This window comes from Niveispirillum sp. (assembly GCF_017996735.1).
Classification (GTDB): domain Bacteria; phylum Pseudomonadota; class Alphaproteobacteria; order Azospirillales; family Azospirillaceae; genus Niveispirillum.
Genome location: NZ_JAGOGJ010000126.1, coordinates 1 through 18215 on the forward strand (window position 1 = coordinate 1; position 18215 = coordinate 18215).

Here is an 18215-nt window from a genome sequence, read left to right on the forward strand (position 1 = left end):
TCAAGAACAGCCGGGCCTGACGCACGATGGCGCGGGCCAGCGCCACACGCTGCCGCTGGCCGCCCGACATGGCGGCGGGGCGGCGATCCAGATAGGGGGTCAGTTCCACCCGCGCGGCGGCTTCCGCCACACGGCGGCTGCGTTCCGCCCTGGGGACGCCGGCCAGTTTCAGCGGATAGGCGATATTCTCCGCAACCGTCATGTGCGGATAAAGTCCGTAATTCTGGAACACCATGGCGACGTCGCGGTCGCGCGGCTCCAGATGGGTGACGTCGCGGCCATCGATGCGGATGGTGCCGCCCGTCGGTTCGTCCAGGCCGGCGATCATGCGCATGGTCGTGGTCTTGCCACAGCCGGACGGCCCCAGCAGCACCAGGAATTCCCCATCCGCGATGTCCAGCGACAGCGGGCTGACGGCCGTGACCGCGCCCCAGCTCTTGGCGATATTGTCCAGTTGGACGGTTGCCATGTCATTCTCCCTTGCCGGGCCGGGTCAGCGTGATGAACCCGCCGTGGACCCGCCGGTGAAATGTTTCTGGATCAGAAGGGCAAGCCCGATCATCGGCAGCATGACCAGCAGCCCGGCCGCCGACAGCAGGTGCCAGAAATCGCCTTCGTCCGTGGTCAGCATGGACAGCGCGATGGGCAGCGTCACCGCTTCGCGTGAGGTCAGGATCAGGGCGAACAGGAACTCGTTCCACGCCATGATGAAGCAGAAGATGGCCGTGGTGATGACGCCGGGCATGGAAAGCGGCACCACCATGTCGCGGATGATGCGCAAGGATGCGGCGCCGTCCACGCGGGCCGATTCCTCGATTTCGATCGGAATGCCGTCGACGAAGCCCTTCAGCATCCAGACGGCGAACGGCATCATCATGGCCACCTTGATGGCGACCAGCGCCGTCTTCGTGTCCAGCAGGCCCAGATCGCGGAACAGCAGGAAAAAGGGCAGCACCACGACCACCGAGGGCAGAAACTGCGTCGACAGCAGCGCGAACAGGATCAGCCGTTCCCCCGGCAGCCGGTAGCGCGAGAGGCTGTAGGCCGCCAGCAGCGCCAGCGGAATGGTGATGACCACCGCCCACAGGGCCACGATCAGGCTGTTGGCCATTTTCTGGTAGGCCAGGAAGGGCGGGTCCGCGATGGCGGCGAAATTGTCCAGCGTGGGTGTGAACAGGATACGCAACTGGAAAATATCGACCAGTTGCTTGAACGCGCCCGACGCGATCCAGATGACGGGCAGCAGGATGGCGAAGGCCATGAAGGACAGGAACAGGCCGCGCAGCAGCGGCGTGGCCTGAAGCCGCTTTGCGACCGGATGGGGATGGGTGAGCGTGGCCATCAGCGTGCATCCCGTTGGCGGGCGGAGGATTGCAGCAGGATCTGCCGCGTGTAGAAGAAGACCAGCGCCGCCATGGGCAGGACCAGCAGCCAGGACAGGGCCGAGCCATAGCCCAGGTCGTAAAAACGCATGCTCTGGGTATAGATGTAATGGCTCAGCGTCTGTGTGGCGTGGCTGGGCCCGCCATTGGTCAGCAGGAACACCTGATCGAACATCTTCAGGCAGAAGATGGTCTTCAGCACCATGGCGACCAGCAGCACCGGCTTCAGGCAGGGCAGGGTGACGTCGCGGAACACCTGCCACGGCGTGGCGCCGTCTACCCGCGCCGCTTCCTGCGCCTCACGCGGGACAGTGCGCAGGCCGCCCATGATCATCATCGTCATGAAGGGAAACCAGCCCCAGGCGTCGCACAGGATGACGACCACCAGGGCGGCCGCCGGGTCGGCCAGCCAGTCGACATGGCCCAGCGGTTCCCAGACCAGACCCAGCAACGCCGGCACGACGCCGAAATCGGCATTGAACATATAGCGGAAGGACATGCCGATCAGGGCAGGGCTCATCGCGAAGGGCAGGATCAGCAGCACCCGCATCAGCCTGGTGGAACGGCCCGGCACCGACAGGGCCATGGCGAAGGACAGCGACAATGCGGTGGTCAGGATCACGCTGGACAGCGTGAACAGCCCCGTAACCATGGCCGAGTTCCAGAAAAGTGGATCGGTCAGGGCACGTTCATAATGCGCCAGCCCGATGAATTTTGTCGGCCCCGGCGCGCGGTTCAGGCGCCAGACGAACAGGCTGCCGATCAGCGATTGCAGAAGCGGGAAGGCGGCCAGTGCCGTGACGATGGTCAAGGCCGGCGCCACCAGCAGGTATTTCAGCTTTTTTTCGATCCAGCCCATGGCCTCACCCGTCGATGTCCAGGCCGCCACGGCGCAGCGTGGCGATCACGTCCCGCTGCGCGCGTGCCAGCAGCCTGTCGATATCCTGGCCGTTGGCCGCCCGCGTGATCATGTTGGAGAGGGTTTCGCCGATCTCCGGCCAATCCTCCATCTGCGGACAGACGCGGCCGGTTTCCAGCGCGTTCGCCGCCAGGGCCAGCGTGCCGCCATTGGCGGCGCTGATCGTGGGGTCGGACAGGTTGCTGCGCTGGACCACGATATTATTGTCCAGCACCTGGCCCGCCACCTGTTTTTCCAGGGCGTTGCGCCGTTCCAGCGCCGGATCGGACAGCCATTTCAGATAGGCCCAGGCCGCTTCCTTTTGCCCGGAATAGCGATTGATCGACATGGGGAAGACATTGGCATAGGCGACGGAAGGCCTGTCGGCAACGACCGCCGGCATGGGCACAAACCCGACCTGATCGGGTGTCAGCACCGATCTTGACCGGTCCATGAATTGCCCGATATTCCAGGACCAGAGCGGGGCCATCGCGGCCTTGCCCTGGGCAAAGGAAATGGCGGCATCCTTTTCCACGAAGGAGACGGAACCGCGATTGGCAATGGCGTACCGGCGGTGCAGGTCGATATAGAAGCGGGTGGCATCGGCAACCACGGCACTGGTCAGCAAGGGGGCGCCATTGGCGGCGAACAGGTCACCGCCGGCGCTCCAGATCAGCGACAGCCAGACGAACAGGTTCTGCTGGCTGCCATCATTGCCGAAATAGAGGTTCAGGGGCGCGATGCTAGGTTCAAGCGTGGCCAGCCTTCGTCCCGCATCGATGACGTCCGTCCAGGTGGCGGGGGCGGACAGCCCGTGCCGGTCGAACAGGTCGCGGCGGTAATAGAAGGTCTGCGCTGCACCGCGCACGGGAAGGCCCGTGATGCGCCCGCCGCTGCGGCAGGCTGGATGAAAGGCGGCCGGATAGCGATCCAGGCCCAGCCCGTCACGTGCCATCAACGGCGTTAGGTCTTCATACCAATAGGCGTTGGAGGGACCCCAGGCATCCATGTAGGTGACGATGTCGACACCGCCATCATGGGCCACGCCGACGGCGGAGACCTTCTGTTGCAGGTTCCGGAAAGGGGTGGTGAGGTAATCCACCGCGATCCCCGTGGCCCGGGTGAATTCCGGCGTGCGCAGTTCAAGCCCCCTGAACTGTGACGCCGCCACGACCATGACGCTGATCCGTGGCCCGGCCGATGATGCCCGGCCGGGCCGGGGCAGGGTGGCCAGCGCACCCGTCGCCAAGCCCCCGGTCAGCAGCGCGCGGCGGCTTGGTCCCGTTCGGTTCCCCACCATCCCCATCCTCCCTTTGCCATGGCCGAGCCGGTCACACACCCAATGCATTGACGGGGGCGTGGACCTGCATCAACACGGATATTTCATCCCATACGGTCCATTCCTGCACGATCAGATCGCCTTCGAAGCGGAAATGGCTCATGCCCAGGATGGAGACGGGGTTGCCGCTCGGGCCCCCGAACATGCCGTTGCCCGTGTGCGTGCCGTTCAAGGTCCAGCGCACGGCCGCGATATAGCCGTCGGTCTCCTGCACATCACAGAAATGATCGAAGCTGATGGCCGCGTTCGGCATGGCCGCCAGCAGGCGGATAATCTGCCAGGTGATGCCGTTCAGCCCTTGGATGTCGCGGCCCGGTGCGGTATGGACATAGGCGTTGGGGGCGTAGAATTCCTTCAGCCGGTCCAGGCGGCGGGCGTTCCAGATTTCGTGGAACATCACGCGCAGCCGTTCCTCCGCCGACACGTTGGCGGCCGGCAGGTAACGCGACACGGGCAGCCTTTGACCCGGATCACGCTCGGTCAGGCCGTGGCGAACCGGGTCGGCGCCGCGCGCCAGCTCCGCCGCCGCCATCTTCTTCGCCACCTCGTGCGGGTCCAGGCCGATCTGGCGGACCAGGGCGCCATTGTCCCGGACCAGCCATTCCCGCGTGATGCGGTTGGCGACGGATTCACAATCGGCGATATGGCGGATGCTGACCTTGCGGCCTGTGGCCGGACCATAGGCCGACGGCCCCAGATTGGTCATCCGGCTCTGGCCCAGATGCGAGGTATAGAAACCCTGCCGATCATCCCCGCACCAGGCGACATTGACCAGGCGGGAGGAACGGTCGGGGAATGCCTGCATCATCTGCAAGGTGCTGGCCACCACATCATCGACGCCTGCCGAGGTGCCATAGGGCGTGTGGACCAGACAGGCCGGATCATAATGATCATAGATCAGGCCGATACCCTTTTCCGCCCAGATGCGGTGGGTGCAATAGGCGATGTAGTGAACGATATCGGAATAGCATTCCTGATAGCCGTTCAGGGATTGCCGCCGCTCCGTCCGGGGGCTCAGCAGGTCATTGATGTCGATGTGCCGCACCCGCGACACGCCGTTCGGGCTGTTGGCCGCGGCACCCCCCTGGTTGCTGCGCGCCAGCGCCGTGGTTGCGGGTTTGGCCACTGCCTCTTCTCCGTCCGCCATGGTTCATTCCTGTCGATGGGTCGGCATCGCATGCCGTGGGGGCGACGATAAAGGGGTGTGAATGCGTATGCAATCAAAAATTCAACAATCTGGATAGAAGGGCCGATCCGCACTGTGACGGCGGATCGGAATGGCGTATCAAGGAAAATGGCAGAATTTCCAACGGGGATATCATGGAACGGGATAAGGGCAGGACCGAACGGCAACGCCCAATCGAAAGGGCACCTGGGGCCGTGACAGCGCAGGATGTGGCCAATTTTGTCGGGGTTTCGCAAGCAACCGTGTCGCGCGCATTCACGCCGGGTGGAAAGGTTTCCCCCGCTTTGCGCGACCGGGTGATGGCGGCCGCGCGGGAACTGGGCTACCAGCCCAACATTCTGGCGCGGGGACTGACAAGCGGCCGGTCCAATCTGGTGGCTTTGCTGATCGAAGCCCGGACCAACCTGCTCTATCCTGAACTGCTGTATGAGGTGAGTGAGCGGTTGGCGGAGCAGGGCTATCACGTGCTGCTGTTCACCATCGGTGGCGACAGGTCCATTGCCGATGTGGCGGACCGTATCCTATCGCACCGGGTCGATGCCGCCCTGACAACAGCCGCCATCACGGCCGATCTGGCGGAACGGTTCGATGAGCGGGGGATCCCGCTGGTTCTGTTCAACCGCGTGCTGGAGGCGCAGACATCCAGCGTCTGCTGCAATTACCGGGAGGGCGCACGATCCATGGTCGGTCGCCTGCTTGCGGCAGGACATCAACGATTCGCGGTGATCTCCGGCCCGGCCTCCTCCTATATCGGGGAAGAGGCGGTGGCGGGTGCGGTGGCGCGTCTGGCGGCAGCCGGCATCAATGATCCGGTCGTCGTCCGGCTGCCCTATCTCTATAGCAGCGCCGAGCCCGCGTTGGCACAGATCAGGGCTACCCTGGGTGGGAAATGGCCGGACGCGCTGCTGTGCATCAACGACACGGTGGCGTTGGGCTGCATCGACCGGCTGCGCGCCGAGGGGGTGGATGTGCCGGAGCAGGTGTCGGTGGTCGGATTCGGCGTTGTCAATCCGACCCAGGGGCCGAACCACAAATTGACCTTCACCCGTCAGCCCGTGGAACGCATGGTCGCCGCCGCCATCGACCTGCTGCTGGCGCGGATCGAAGACCCGACCCTGCCCGCCGAACAGCGTTTTTTCTTTGGAGAGTTCCATTCCGGCGCAACGGCGCGGTTGGTGTAGCATGCGAATGCATCATTTAACTATATGAAATAATTCAATAAAATTGTTCATGTGCAGAATCTTTAAGGGATTATATGCATTCATATTGCATACGCAGTCATTTCGGATTAGCGTTTCAGCCATCGCAGCCACAATGCCGAATGGCGAACAGAGGGGACTTCGGGGATGCATACGCAGCAAAACGCTTCCATCCGGTCGGGCCAGCGCGCCCTGCGCGGCCATTGGCTGCTGGGCCTGTCGGCCCTGGCCCTGGCTTTGCCGGCTTCATCCGCCTTGGCGCAGGCACAGGACGGCCTGGTGCTGGAGGAAATCATTGTGACGGCGCAGCGCCGCGCGGAAAACCTGCAGGACGTTCCCGTATCGGTAAGCGCATTCACCGCCGCCGCTCTTGAAGAGCGCGGACTGACCGATATTTCGCGCCTGGAAGGAGCGGTGCCGGGCTTCAGCTTCGCCCGGTCGGGCAGTGATGCCCGTCCGTCGATGCGTGGGGTGCGCACCGACAATGTCGCCATCAATGGCGACACGACCATCGGCTTTTTCATCGACGGCATCTATCAGTCACGTGCCAGCCAGGCCATGGCCGGCTTCGTCGATATCGCACAGTTGGAGGTGCAGCGTGGGCCGCAGGGCACGCTGTATGGTCGCAACACCTTTGGCGGCAACATCGTGCTGACAACGGAAGCCCCCAAGCTGGGAACGCTGGAGGGCGGTGCCGACCTGACGTTGGGTTCCTATGGCAAGGTGAAGACCGAGGGTTTCATCAATGTGCCGCTGGGCGACAATGCCGCCTTCCGCGTCGCGGCCATGCGCGATGAAAGCGATGGCTGGGTCAAGAATGACAATCCCGCCGGCAGCAACCTGTTCGACGATGACAGCAAATATGCGCGCGCGTCGTTCAAGGTGGAGCCGACGGAGAATTTCACGGTGACGGCGCGTGCCGATTATAACGAGCAGGGTGGAGCCGGCGGTTCCGCCTTCGGTTACAAGCAGCGCGGCACCTATGTCTATGGCCCGACATGCCAGCAGCTTTTTAATGCCACGCCGCTGCTGGTGAACAGCCGCGCCGGCAACCGCGATGGGATCGCGGATTGCACCACATCCGCCGGGGTCGGCGTCGATCTGGGTGTGCCGATCTACAAGTATGACGATCCCTATCGTATCGATACCGACTACAAGACCTATCTGGACCTTGAGAAATGGTCCGGCTCCCTGGATCTGGCCTATGAACTGGATGGCGTGACGCTGAAATCCATCACGGGCTATGTCGATTTCGACGCCGTCCGGACGGCCGACAGCGATTTCTCCGGCAATACCATTGCCATCGATTCCTCCCTGACGGCCGCCAAGACCTTCAGCCAGGAGGTGCAGGCATTGTCGAATGGTGACGGGCCGCTGAAATGGGTCACGGGGCTTTATTATTTCCACGACAAGCTGGAAGGCGCCTTTGTCAACCAGCAGTTCCCCCGCACCATCCGCACGGCCAATGGTGTGCTGAACCTGGCGCCCGCGTCCGGCGGCACCTATGATCAGCAGCGGGCGACCACGAAGTCGCTGGCCGGCTATGCCCAGGCGTCCTATGCGGTCACGGAGAAGCTGAACCTGACGCTGGGCGGTCGTTATACCCGCGACCGCAAGGATTTTGCCTTCGCCAACGCCAACCTGATCCTGCCGTTGCTGACCAGTGCCACGGGCGTCCGCACCCCGGATGCCAGTGCCATCACGCTGGATATGCTTCGCCGCATCCCCGACAGTTCCTTCGGCACGCGGGGCACGACCAACTGCACCTTTGCCGGTGCCGCACCGGGTTTCGCCTGCGCGCCCTATAACACCAATGTCCTGACGGGCGCGTCCTATGACCCGAAGAGCTTCAAAGAATTCACCTATCGCCTCGCCGCCGATTACGAACTGGCGGACGACCATATGCTGTACGGGTCCTATTCCACGGGCTTCCGGTCGGGTGGCTTCAATTCCGGTCAGGCGGCCGCTGGCCTGGCACCCACATTCGATCCGGAGAAGGTGAAGGCGCTGGAAGTGGGGTCCAAGAACCGTTTCCTGGACAACCGCCTGCAGCTCAACCTGTCCTTCTATTACAACTGGTACAGCAATCTTCAGGAACAGCGCGCCGTGCCGGTGGGCGGGACCACGATTTCCGGCGTGTTCAATGCCGCGCGGGCCCGCACCTATGGTCTGGAAACCGAACTGCAATGGCAGGTCACATCGGATTTCAGCCTGACCGGTGCCTTCTCGGTGATGGATGCCGAATATACACGGTTCCCCGACACGCCGCTGTCCTTCGGCACGACGCTTCTGCTGGCCAATGGCACCCGCATCTTCGCGCCGGGGTATGATTGCGGTCTGGTGGCGGGCACCACCGGCACTTATGGCTGCAACCTGTCCGGCAAGGAAATCCCGCATCAGCCCAGTTGGACCGGCTCCGTCACCGCCAAATACGAGATGGAGGTGGGAACCAGTGGAAGCCTGACCCCGCTGGCCACCGTCACCTTCTCCGATGGCTATTACGGAACGCCCTTCAATTCCGCGCTCGATTACCAGAAGGGCTATGCCAAGCTGGACCTGCGCCTGATCTGGGACGTCAACGAGCAATACCGTCTGCAGGCATTCGTGGACAATGTCACCGACAAGGCGGTTGCCAACCGCTACGTCTACGGCGCCGGCGCGCTTCAGGCCAGCTATGCCCCGCCGCGCCTGTGGGGCGTCAAGGGCAGCGTCCGTTTCTGATCCTCCCCACCTTGCGGGGCGGCCGCCCGGTCGCCCCGTTCCTTTCCCGACACATGGCCCATCGGAGGGCCCGACCATGACGTCCATTCCCGATGCGGCGGCCCTGTCCGCCCGCCTGGTCCGCTATGCCGACCTTCGGCCCTGCACCACCGCCTTCATCGACGCCCGAACCCCCGGATCGAACAGGAAGGAAAATTTCACCATCATCGGGCCGGGCGTGGCCGAAAACCCCGATCAGCATGTGCATATCAGCGAGCCGCACGGATTCAATATCGGGGGCGCACGGCAGCCGCCCCATTGCGTGAATTCCCAGCACAGCCATGAAACCGCAGAGGTTTTTGCTGTCTTCTCCGGCACCTGGGCCTTCACCATGGGCGTGGATAAAAAGGACAGCAGCATCATCATGGGACCCGGAGACGTCATCTCCATTCCCACCAATTGTTTCCGTGGTTTTGAAAATGTGGGAAGCGATACCGGCTTCCTTTTTGCCGTACTGGGCGGGGACGATCCCGGCCGCGTCACCTGGGCGCCGGATGTGATTGAACGGGCGCGTGGTCATGGGCTGGTCCTGCTGGAAAATGGCGCCCTGGTCGATACGGCGGCCGGTGGTGTCGTGCCTGCCGACGCACAGCCCGTGAAGCCGCTGCCCGTGGCGGCATTGTCCGCCTTTGACCGGATTGACGCGGCTGCCCTGGCCCGGTGCGTGGTCCGCGCGGGGCAGACCGTGCCGCAGGTGCCGGGTGCCGGTTTGCTGGAAGAGGCGCTGATCGGTCCCGACGCCCCCTTGTCGGGGTCGCATGGCTTCATCCTGCGCCGGCTTACCCTGGCGCCCGGAACCGCCACCGCCGCGCATGCAAGGCGGGAGGTGGAGGTGCTGTTTGTCCTGTCCGGTGCCGCGCTATTCCGTTGGGACGGTGGTGAACTGGCGCTGGGGCCGGGCGATACGTTCAGTGTGCCCAAGGGACTGGTCCACAGCCTCCATCAACAGGGCGGCGATGCCTGCATCCTGTTGGCGGTGCGGGGCGGTGATGATCCGGTAGCCGCCATACAGGCGTGATCGGGTCGGAAAATTGAATTGTGGGGGGCGCTGTCCATGGCAGCGCCCCCCTTTCATTTCAACTCATCGCCGCCGCCACGTCCGACGCGAGTTTTGCCGCGCCCGCTTGCAGGAACCCCTGGTCGGAGCCCAGCAGGAACAGGCTGGCGCCCAAGGATCGCCAGTGTGGCAGTTCCGTCAGGTCGGGCGTGAACAGGCCCACTTGTTTGCCAGCCCGCCGCGCGGCGGCACAGATGCGTTCGCATGCGTCCAGGACCGCCGGCGCCTTGGGGTCCAGCAGGCCCATGGAGATGGTCAGGTCGATACGCCCGATGAACAGGGCATCGATACCCGGCGTGCCGGCAATCGCGTCCAGATGTTCCAGCGCCTCGGCATCCTCGATCTGGGCGATGGCGCAGGCGCTTTCCGTTGCCTGCTGAAAATGCCGGGCCAGGGGCCGGCGCCCCAGATCGGCTGAGCGTGTATGCCCGGCAAAGCCACGCCCGCCGGGCCCGAACCGGGTCCAGCGGGCCACGCTGGCGGCTTCCGCGCCGGTGCGGATATGGGGTAGCAACAGCGCATCGGCGCCGCTGTCCAACGCCGACAGCATATGTTCGGGCGTTGCCGCCTGGGGCCGCACGATCGCGGGCTTGCCCAATGCCCGCAGGATCATCAGCGCCTGATCCAGGCTGTTGCGGTCGAACGGCCCATGTTCGGCGTCCATGACAAGGCAATCCAGCGGACTGCCGGCCAGCACCTCGATATTCTGTACCGACGGGATTTTGCAGAAACAGCCGGTCAACGGCTCACCCCGTTTCAGGCGGATGGGAAATGCGTCGCTGCTCATCAGGTGGTTCCCGTCAGGAAGGGGCGGATTTCGGCGGCCAGTGCGGCGGGCCGCTCCAGCGGCGCCATATGGCCGGCACCGGCGATGATCGACAGTCTGGCGTCGGGCAGGCCGGCGGCAATCTCCTCATGCCGGTCCACCGGACACATCGCATCCTGTTCGGCGGCCAGGATCAGGGTGGGGCAGGGGATGGCGGACAGGAGCGGTCGCGCATCGGCCCGGTCGCGCAGGGCGCGCATCTGCCGCGTAAAGACCTCCGCCCCCATCTCCACACCCATCTTCAGCACCAGGGAGGACAGGTCGGCCCGACCTACAAAATCAGCCCCGAAATAATGCGGAAGCATTTCATCACGCAGCAGGTGCGACAGGTTGCCGGCCTGTGCATCCGCCACCTGCCGATCCCGGATTTCCCGACGATGGTCGGGGTCCGGCCGGGCCGTGCTGTTCAGGATGAACAGATGGCTGACGCGTTCGGGTGCCCGCGACGCCAGATGCAGGGCGACGATGCCGCCCATGGAATAACCGGCCAGCGCGAAACGGGCCGGCGCCGTGTCCAGCACCCGGTCAATCATGCCGCTGATATTGTCGTCCTGGGTCAGGTCGGCGACCAGGGGGCGGGCCGCCCCCTCCAGTTCCGCTGTCAATCCGGTCCATAATCGCGCATCGCACAGCAGGCCGGGCAGCAGGATCAGGGGTGGGGGCATGGTCATCGGCATCTCCTTGCAAGGGGTGATCACCCCAGCCGGGCCGACCCTCCCTGGATCAGTTCCCCGGCATAAAGGCGGGTTTCGGGTTCCATCTCCGGCGCGTCGATGCGTTCCATCAGCATCTGCACGGCGGCTTCGGCCATTCGTCGCACCGGTTGCCGGATGGTTGTCAGGTCATAGGACAGCCAGCGGGCCGTCCCGGCACCATCGAACCCGACAATCGACACCTGTCCGGGCACCGACAATTTGTAATGATGACGGGCGGCATCGATCGCACCGATGGCCATCGCGTCATTGGCACAGATGACAGCATCCGGCGGACCGTCCAGCATTTCCACCAACTGCCCGAACGCCTCGCCCCCGCTTTCATAGGAATAGGCGCCCCGGGCCAGCGCCATCCTGTCCAGCCCGTGGTGACGCAGCCGGGCCAGCGCGCTTTCCATGCGTTCCACGCTGACGGCATTGTCCGGCGGACCGCTGATCAGGCCGAAACGCTGGTGCCCCGCCTTGACCAGCCGATCCACCAGCCGCCGCTCACCATCGGCGTGGTCGACGCTGACGGCGGTGACGGCGCGGTCGGGCAACATGCGATTATAGAGGATCAGCGGCACGCGTCGGGTCGTGAACTCGCCCACCTGTTCAGGTGACAGCCGGGCGGCGCTGATCACTCCATCCACCTGATAGCGCCACAATTGCTCCATCGTGGCCCCGATCTCCGCCTCGCTTTCCATTGCGAACAGAAGCACGCGGGAGCCGGAGGATGAAATGCGTCGCGACAGTTCGAACAGCACCTCTGGATAGTTCAGGTTGGTGGATTGCCCGATCATCAGCCCGATCAGATCCGACCGGCGGGTGATCAGGCTGCGGGCGATGGCATTGGGCTGATAACCAAGCTGGGCCGCCACTTCCTGCACACGCTTGCGCACATCTTCCGATATGCTGGCGCCTGCCGTGAAGGCGCGGCTGACCGAACTCTGGCTGACATTGGCCAGTCGCGCCACGTCATAGGAGGTGGCGCGGCGGCTGCCCATGTCAGGCATCGTTTCGGGCACTGGCTGTATGACCCTGTTTTTCGGCGGCCGTCCCGCCATGTCGCCCCACCCTCATGTCCGCCGGTCAGAGAGCAAGGGTGTAGCGCGCGGCCCGGCATGTGTGAAGGAGGTTTGTCGGAAGGGGCCGGGGGCGTCGTTTCCGGTCGCGTGCCCGTACCGCATCCATGCCATGAATTCTTGTGCCTCCCCTTCAGCCGTTATGCTGCTGATGGTGATTTTCACAAAAAATGCATACGCATGCAAATCAATTTTTCCCACGATCTGGGCCCTATTTTGTCCGGGCATGATCGCCCCCTGGACATGATTGAACGGATGATCTGCATCCGAATACAGCCCGGCATTCCCCGACGCCGGTCCGCTTCTGCCCCCGGTCGGGCGTTGCCCGGCGGCAGATCATTCCGTCGCACCATGTTCCCATTGACCAACCGTCCCGGTGATTGCATTAACCCTGCATGGACAGGGGCATCTTCTCGGCAGCAATTCTATTGGCACGGCGTATCGCGCCGTGGGTGCTGCTGTTTGCCTTGCTGCTGCGGGGGATGATCCCGGGTGGCTTCATGCCGAACCCCGACCCCGACAATGGCAAAGGGTGGCTGGTGGTCTGTACCGGTGCCGGGCTGTCGACTGTCCAGGTCGATGGGAGTGACGGCGGGGCCGACGCGGCACCTGCCGATACGGGCCAGCACGGGCTTTGTCCTTTCATGGCGCTCACCCTGCTGGCGCCGGTCCTGCTGCTGGTTGCCCTGCTGCTGCCGCCTGGTGCGGAACGACGGGTCTTATGGCCCGCGTCGATTGCCGCTCTGCGTCGACTGCTGTGCGGGCCGGTTCTGGGCGCACGGGCGCCGCCGATGGTCTTGGGCTTCTGATCGCTATCACCCTTCCCAAGCCCTTTCCAACAGCCGTCGCCCGCTGAAAAATCACTGATCGCGGGTCTGATGGCCGGAGGACCATCTCGTGTTCCGTACCCGTTATCGCGCCCGAAGCCTGGCTTCCGTGGCGTTCATCGCGCTTTCCATGCCTGCCATGGCTGACGAAACCCAGGTGGCCGATGCCGCTTCCGTGCAGGAGGTGATTGTCATCGGCCAGCGTGACGCCCCCATCACCATCGTGCCGCGCGGCCTGTCCGTGTCGCTGGGTGAGGAACAGTTCGCGGCCATCAATGCCGTGAATGTCGAAGATTTGATGAAATACGCGCCGAATTTTTTCGTGCGTAAACGTTTCATCGGTGATGCCAATGCCGTACCGGGTTTCCGCGGTACGCATTCGACACAATCGGCCCGGGCCCTGGTGCTGGTCGATGGGTTCACCGTGTCCAACCTGCTGGGCAACAGCTTTTCCTTCCCGCCAAAATGGGGCGTTGTGGGGCCGGGCGAGGTGCAGCAGTTCGACATTGTCTATGGCCCCTATTCGTCCCGCTATCCCGGCAATTCGATGGGCGGCATCATTTCGATCACCACCAAGCCCCCCAAGGAGGGGCTGGAGAGCTTCGCCACGGCACAATATTTCGTGCAGCCCTACAAGCAGTACGGCACCGACCGCGATTTCGACGGCTATACGGGTGAGGCTGGTTTCGGCTGGAAGCAGAAGGATGGCCCGTGGAGCGCGCGCCTGTCCTACCGCAGGCTGGAGAACCAGGGCCATCCGCAGCAATTCTATCAACTCACGCAAGCCACCGGCATGGCGGCATCGACGGTGGTGACGGGGGCCGTGACCGATCCAGCCCTGATCACCAAGACACCCGTATCCGGCGCCTATTCCGTGGAAGACACGACGCAGGATCAGGTGCGCGGCCGCATCGGCTACGATTTCGCCGATGGCTGGAACGCGTCGCTGCTGGCCGTGCTGTGGACCAGCGACTATGACGGTACCACCCCCACCACCTATCTGCGTGATGCCGCCGGAAACCCGGTCTTCACGGGTCGTGTTTCGGTGGACGGCAAACAATACACAATGCCCGCCATCAACCTGTCCCTGACGGAGCGCCGGGAAATCCTGGGGGGGATGAAGCTGGAAGGCCCCATTGGCGACTGGCAGGCCAGCCTGAACCTGTCGCGCTTCGTGATTGACAAGCAGCGGTCGCGCGCTTCCACCGGCTATCTGAATGGCATCAACAGCGGGGCCGGCACCGATACGCGTCAGGGGGATACCGGCTGGTGGACCGGTGACGGGCAGTTGGAGCGCACCCTGGGCGACCATGAGCTGGCGGTTGGCTTCAACAGCAGCCTCTATGAAACCGATCAGACGATTTATGGTGTCGGCAACTGGCGCACCGGCGCGGCGCCGACCTTCAACACGCGCACGGGCGGGCGCTCCCGCCAATTGGGCGCCTTCATTGATGATGCCTGGCAGGTGGCGCCGGACGTGAAGCTGACAGGCGGTGTGCGCGTCGACAATTGGCGGGCCTTTGACGGGCGGATAGGCACCCGTGTGGCGGGCGGCCCGACATACCAGTCCTACGCCGACCGCAAGGAGACCAGCGTCAACCCGTCGGTGGGCATTCAGGCCGATCTGCCGGCCGATTGGGTGGGACAGCTCAGCCTGGCGACCGCCACCCGCTACCCCACGGTAGGGGAACTGTTCCAGGGCAAGCTGCTGAGCACCGGGGAGTTCGACTTCAACAGCTTCGACCCCAATCTGAAGCCGGAGAAGTCGCGGGACGCCAACCTGATGCTGCGCAGGGCCTTCGACGATGTGCGCTTCACGGGCAGCGTCTTCTATCAGCGAGTGGAGGACGCGATCTTCAGCCAGCAGGGTTTCAACCAGTTCGGCATCGTCACCTCCTCGTTCAAGAATATCGACATCGTGCGCCAATGGGGCGTGGAGGGAATCATCGAGGCGTCGGATGTCGGCGGTATCGAGGGCCTGAATGTCGATTTCAATGCCGCCTGGATCGATGCGCAGACGGTGCGCAACCGGTCGGTCCCGGCGTCGCAAGGGGTGCAGTTCCCGCGCATTCCGAAATGGCGCCTGAACGGCAATGCCCGCTACCGCTTCGCCCAGGATTGGCAGATATCCAGCGGCTGGCGCTATGCGTCCCGCCCCAATACCAACCTGGAGGGGACACAGCGCGGCGACACCTATGGCTATACGTCGGAACTGATGATCTTCGACGCGAAACTGTCCTGGGACATGACGGAGGAGACGCAACTCAGTGTTGGTGTCGACAATATCGGCAACGACAAGGCCTGGGTCTTCCACCCCTATCCGCAACGCACCTTCACGCTTGAACTGAAATGGAAGGGCTGACGCCATGACGGACCTGTCGATCAAGGGTTCCGGCACAGCCGGAACGGGCAAGGCGGCGCCGGCCAGGGGCTGGCTGGATTACCGCACCATCTGGCGCTGGCATTTCTATGCCGGCCTGTTCTGCGTGCCCTTCATCGTTGCTCTGGCCGTGTCCGGCGCGCTCTACCTGTTCAAGCCGCAGGTGGAGGCCCTGATCGACAGGCCGTATGACAATCTGGTCCTGACCGGCCCGGCCGCGGATGCCAATGCCCAGGCATTCGCGGCCCTGGCCGCCGTGCCGGACGGCACCTTGCGCACCTATATCCTTCCGGTGGAGGCGGATGACGCGGTGCGGGTGCTGGTCCGCGATGGGACGGGGGACACGTGGCGCGTCTATGTCCATCCCCAGACCCTGGAAATCCTGCACAAGGTCCGGGAAGAGGACCGGTTGATGCAGCAGATCAAGAAGTTCCATGGCGAGCTTCTGATGGGCGACAATGGTTCGCTGTTTGTGGAACTGGCGGCCTGCTGGGGCATCGTCATGGTGGTCAGCGGGCTTTATCTCTGGTGGCCGCGCGGCAATCAGGGCTGGGCCGGGGTGCTTTATCCAAGGCTGACGGCCGGGGGGCGCGCCTTCTGGCGCGACCTGCATGCCGTGGTGGGCCTGTGGGTGTCGTTCCTGGCCCTGTTCTTGCTGCTGACCGGTCTGCCCTGGGCGTCGGTCTGGGGAGAGGGGTTCAAGGCGGTGCGCAAGGCCACGGGAACCGCCGCCCAGCAACAGGACTGGACCACCAGCCGCCGGGCCGAACGGGCGGGCCATGATGCCCATGAACATGCCGAGGATGCGGCGATGGACCATGCCGGCCTGTCCATGCAGGATATGATGGTGGGGGCCTTCACCCTGTCGGATGTGGTGGCGTCGGTCACGCCGCTGCACCTGGCGGCACCGGTCCATATCAATCTGCCGGCCAGGGCCGGCGGTGCCTGGGCTGTGCGGTCGATGACGGCCAACCGGCCTGACCGTGTCTCCATCGACCTGGACGGCGCCACCGGCAGCCAGCTTCGGCGAGAGGATTTTGCCGACCGCCATATCATCGACCGGGTTGTGGGCGTCGGTATCGCAGCCCATGAGGGGCAATTGTTCGGTGGCTTCAACCAGTTCCTGGGCGTCGTCGCCGCAATTGGCCTTGTGCTTCTGTCCGTCAGCGGGGCGGTAATGTGGTGGAAGCGGCGCCCGTCGGGGGCACTGGGCGCGCCGCCGCCGCTGCGGATCAAGGGCAGTCCGGCTGTCATGGGCATGATCCTGCTGGGTTTCGCCTTGTTCCTGCCGTTGCTGGGCGCTTCCATCATCCTGGTGGCGCTGATTGATCTGGCGGTTCTGCGCCGGTTGCCGACGGCCCGGCGCTGGTTGGGCCTGCGAACCGCCTGACCAAATTCCCATGCCTGACCCGCGCGCAGCACCTTTGACAAAGTTGCTGCGACGCGGGATAAGGGTGGGGCATGAAAGAGACTGATTTCGACGCTTTGCATGAAAGCGTTCCCGCGCTCCCCCGTATCGGGGCCGGTGCGGATACCGACCGGGCGGATGCCACTGTCATCCCCTTCCAACGCTACACTGATTATGACCGCCGCTGGCCCGTGCCGGGCAAGGGCGAAGTGCTGGTTGTGCCCCTGGGCGGCCTTGGCCGTATCGGCATGAACTGGACCCTGTATGGTCATGACGGTTACTGGGTGCTGGTCGATGCCGGCATCGCCTTCCCCGACCAGGGTGTCGAAGGCGTTGATTGTGTCATCCCCGACCCGGGCTTCCTGGCCCCCATCCTTGACCGGCTGCTGGCCCTGGTCATTACTCACGCGCACGAAGACCATATCGGCGCCATCGACCGTATCTGGCCGCAGGCGATCGGCTGCCCGATCTGGGCCACGCCGTTCGCTACCAAACTGATCGCCCGCCGCCTGGACGAGGCCGGGGTTCTCGACAAGGTCGAGATGAACACCTACCCCGTCGGCGGGGCGTTCAGCATCGGCCCTTTCGGCTTCCGCTCCATCCGCATGACGCATTCCATCCCCGAGCCGGTGGCGCTGGCCATCGACACGGGCGCCGGTACCGTCCTGCACACGGGCGACTGGAAGTTCGATCCGCAGCCGGGCCTGGGCCAACCCACCGATTTCGACGCCCTGCGCAAGCTTGGTGACGATGGCGTGCTGGCCATGCTGTGCGACAGCACCAATGCGCACAAGGATCTGCCTTCGACCTCCGAAGCGCAGGTTCGTCGCGCCTTTGACCGGCTGTTCGCCACCCGCAAGGGTCAGATCGCCATCTGCTGCTTTGCCACCAATGTGGCGCGCGTGTCGTCCGCCGTTGCCGCCGCTGCTGCTGCCGGCCGTCAGGTGGCGCTGGCCGGACGGTCGATGCGCAATTGCGACGAGGTGGCCCGTGACCTGGGCATGCTGGACCATGTCCCCGTGCCGCTGACCGAACCGGCCCATCTGAAGGGTCTGGACAGCGACAAGGTGGCCCTGATCTGCACCGGCGGGCAGGGTGAGGAAAAGGCGGCCCTGGCCAAGCTGGCGCGCGGCGAACGCCGCTTCCCGCCGTTTGGCAAGGGCGACACGGTCGTGC

Annotated in this window: 15 protein-coding genes; 7 read left to right on the forward strand and 8 right to left on the reverse strand. The window is 64.1% G+C overall.

Annotation, left to right across the window (positions count from 1 at the left end):
• From KBA48_RS26335 to KBA48_RS26355, 5 genes are all read right to left on the reverse strand, one after another.
• On the reverse strand, window positions 1-469 hold a 469-nt coding region (locus tag KBA48_RS26335; RefSeq protein WP_292911666.1), incomplete at its 3' end, for an ABC transporter ATP-binding protein.
• 24 nt (window positions 470-493) lie between these two features.
• The gene (locus tag KBA48_RS26340; RefSeq protein ID WP_292911667.1) at window positions 494-1342 is read right to left on the reverse strand and encodes a carbohydrate ABC transporter permease; all 849 of its coding nucleotides are present in this window, start codon (window positions 1340-1342) and stop codon (window positions 494-496) included.
• Window positions 1342-2241 (reverse strand): carbohydrate ABC transporter permease, encoded by a 900-nt coding sequence (locus KBA48_RS26345; protein WP_292911668.1) that lies wholly within the window; start codon window positions 2239-2241, stop codon window positions 1342-1344. Before KBA48_RS26345 ends, KBA48_RS26340 begins: the two co-directional genes overlap by 1 nt.
• Window positions 2242-2245: 4 nt before the next feature.
• Window positions 2246-3580 (reverse strand): ABC transporter substrate-binding protein, encoded by a 1335-nt coding sequence (locus tag KBA48_RS26350; protein ID WP_292911669.1) that lies wholly within the window; start codon window positions 3578-3580, stop codon window positions 2246-2248.
• A 31-nt stretch (window positions 3581-3611) separates the two neighbouring features.
• The gene (locus KBA48_RS26355; RefSeq protein ID WP_292911670.1) at window positions 3612-4766 is read right to left on the reverse strand and encodes an ester cyclase; all 1155 of its coding nucleotides are present in this window, start codon (window positions 4764-4766) and stop codon (window positions 3612-3614) included.
• Between the two features lie 173 nt (window positions 4767-4939).
• On the opposite strand from KBA48_RS26355, the gene KBA48_RS26360 reads away from it, so the two are divergent.
• The 3 genes from KBA48_RS26360 (at window position 4940) to KBA48_RS26370 (ending at window position 9782) form a co-directional block, all read left to right on the forward strand.
• Window positions 4940-5986 carry a LacI family DNA-binding transcriptional regulator gene (locus KBA48_RS26360; protein WP_292911671.1) on the forward strand — a complete coding sequence of 349 codons (1047 nt, stop codon included), beginning with the start codon at window positions 4940-4942 and terminating at the stop codon, window positions 5984-5986.
• A 165-nt stretch (window positions 5987-6151) separates the two neighbouring features.
• Window positions 6152-8725, forward strand: coding sequence for a TonB-dependent receptor (locus KBA48_RS26365; RefSeq protein ID WP_292911672.1), 2574 nt, complete (start codon window positions 6152-6154; stop codon window positions 8723-8725).
• A gap of 76 nt (window positions 8726-8801) precedes the next feature.
• Window positions 8802-9782, forward strand: coding sequence for a cupin domain-containing protein (locus tag KBA48_RS26370; RefSeq protein WP_292911673.1), 981 nt, complete (start codon window positions 8802-8804; stop codon window positions 9780-9782).
• A gap of 58 nt (window positions 9783-9840) precedes the next feature.
• Here KBA48_RS26370 and KBA48_RS26375 read toward each other — a convergent pair whose 3' ends face one another.
• Genes KBA48_RS26375 through KBA48_RS26385 form a run of 3 tightly spaced genes read right to left on the reverse strand, consistent with a single transcriptional unit; the run spans window position 9841 to window position 12346 of the window.
• On the reverse strand, window positions 9841-10608 hold the full coding sequence (locus tag KBA48_RS26375) for an aldolase/citrate lyase family protein (protein WP_292911674.1): 768 nt from the start codon (window positions 10606-10608) through the stop codon (window positions 9841-9843).
• Window positions 10608-11318 (reverse strand): alpha/beta fold hydrolase, encoded by a 711-nt coding sequence (locus KBA48_RS26380; protein WP_292911675.1) that lies wholly within the window; start codon window positions 11316-11318, stop codon window positions 10608-10610. Before KBA48_RS26380 ends, KBA48_RS26375 begins: the two co-directional genes overlap by 1 nt.
• 23 nt (window positions 11319-11341) lie before the next feature.
• A complete protein-coding gene (locus KBA48_RS26385; RefSeq protein ID WP_292911676.1) occupies window positions 11342-12346 on the reverse strand; it encodes a LacI family DNA-binding transcriptional regulator in 1005 nt (334 codons plus the stop codon).
• Between the two features lie 473 nt (window positions 12347-12819).
• Here KBA48_RS26385 and KBA48_RS26390 point away from each other — a divergent pair, with 473 nt between their 5' ends.
• From KBA48_RS26390 to KBA48_RS26405, 4 genes are all read left to right on the forward strand, one after another.
• Window positions 12820-13233: a DUF2946 family protein gene (locus KBA48_RS26390; RefSeq protein ID WP_292911677.1), complete on the forward strand. Its 414-nt coding sequence runs from the start codon at window positions 12820-12822 to the stop codon at window positions 13231-13233.
• Window positions 13234-13321: 88 nt separating this feature from the next.
• Window positions 13322-15613 carry a TonB-dependent receptor gene (locus KBA48_RS26395; protein WP_292911678.1) on the forward strand — a complete coding sequence of 764 codons (2292 nt, stop codon included), beginning with the start codon at window positions 13322-13324 and terminating at the stop codon, window positions 15611-15613.
• A gap of 4 nt (window positions 15614-15617) precedes the next feature.
• Entirely contained in the window at window positions 15618-17021 is a 1404-nt protein-coding gene (locus KBA48_RS26400) for a PepSY domain-containing protein (protein ID WP_292911679.1), read from the forward strand.
• Window positions 17022-17092: 71 nt separating this feature from the next.
• Window positions 17093-18215 (forward strand): ribonuclease J (locus KBA48_RS26405; protein WP_292911680.1); only part of this gene is annotated, 1123 nt, incomplete at its 3' end.

What these genes read in the sequence shown, in the direction of transcription:
- KBA48_RS26360 (WP_292911671.1), top strand. Translation starts at nt 4,940, where the DNA reads ATGGAACGGGATAAGGGCAGGACCGAACGGCAACGCCCAATCGAAAGG.
- KBA48_RS26350 (WP_292911669.1), bottom strand. Translation starts at nt 3,580, where the DNA reads ATGGTGGGGAACCGAACGGGACCAAGCCGCCGCGCGCTGCTGACCGGG.
- KBA48_RS26365 (WP_292911672.1), top strand. Translation starts at nt 6,152, where the DNA reads ATGCATACGCAGCAAAACGCTTCCATCCGGTCGGGCCAGCGCGCCCTG.
- KBA48_RS26340 (WP_292911667.1), bottom strand. Translation starts at nt 1,342, where the DNA reads ATGGCCACGCTCACCCATCCCCATCCGGTCGCAAAGCGGCTTCAGGCC.
- KBA48_RS26400 (WP_292911679.1), top strand. Translation starts at nt 15,618, where the DNA reads ATGACGGACCTGTCGATCAAGGGTTCCGGCACAGCCGGAACGGGCAAG.
- KBA48_RS26345 (WP_292911668.1), bottom strand. Translation starts at nt 2,241, where the DNA reads ATGGGCTGGATCGAAAAAAAGCTGAAATACCTGCTGGTGGCGCCGGCC.
- KBA48_RS26390 (WP_292911677.1), top strand. Translation starts at nt 12,820, where the DNA reads ATGGACAGGGGCATCTTCTCGGCAGCAATTCTATTGGCACGGCGTATC.
- KBA48_RS26355 (WP_292911670.1), bottom strand. Translation starts at nt 4,766, where the DNA reads ATGGCGGACGGAGAAGAGGCAGTGGCCAAACCCGCAACCACGGCGCTG.
- KBA48_RS26370 (WP_292911673.1), top strand. Translation starts at nt 8,802, where the DNA reads ATGACGTCCATTCCCGATGCGGCGGCCCTGTCCGCCCGCCTGGTCCGC.
- KBA48_RS26375 (WP_292911674.1), bottom strand. Translation starts at nt 10,608, where the DNA reads ATGAGCAGCGACGCATTTCCCATCCGCCTGAAACGGGGTGAGCCGTTG.
- KBA48_RS26385 (WP_292911676.1), bottom strand. Translation starts at nt 12,346, where the DNA reads ATGGGCAGCCGCCGCGCCACCTCCTATGACGTGGCGCGACTGGCCAAT.
- KBA48_RS26380 (WP_292911675.1), bottom strand. Translation starts at nt 11,318, where the DNA reads ATGACCATGCCCCCACCCCTGATCCTGCTGCCCGGCCTGCTGTGCGAT.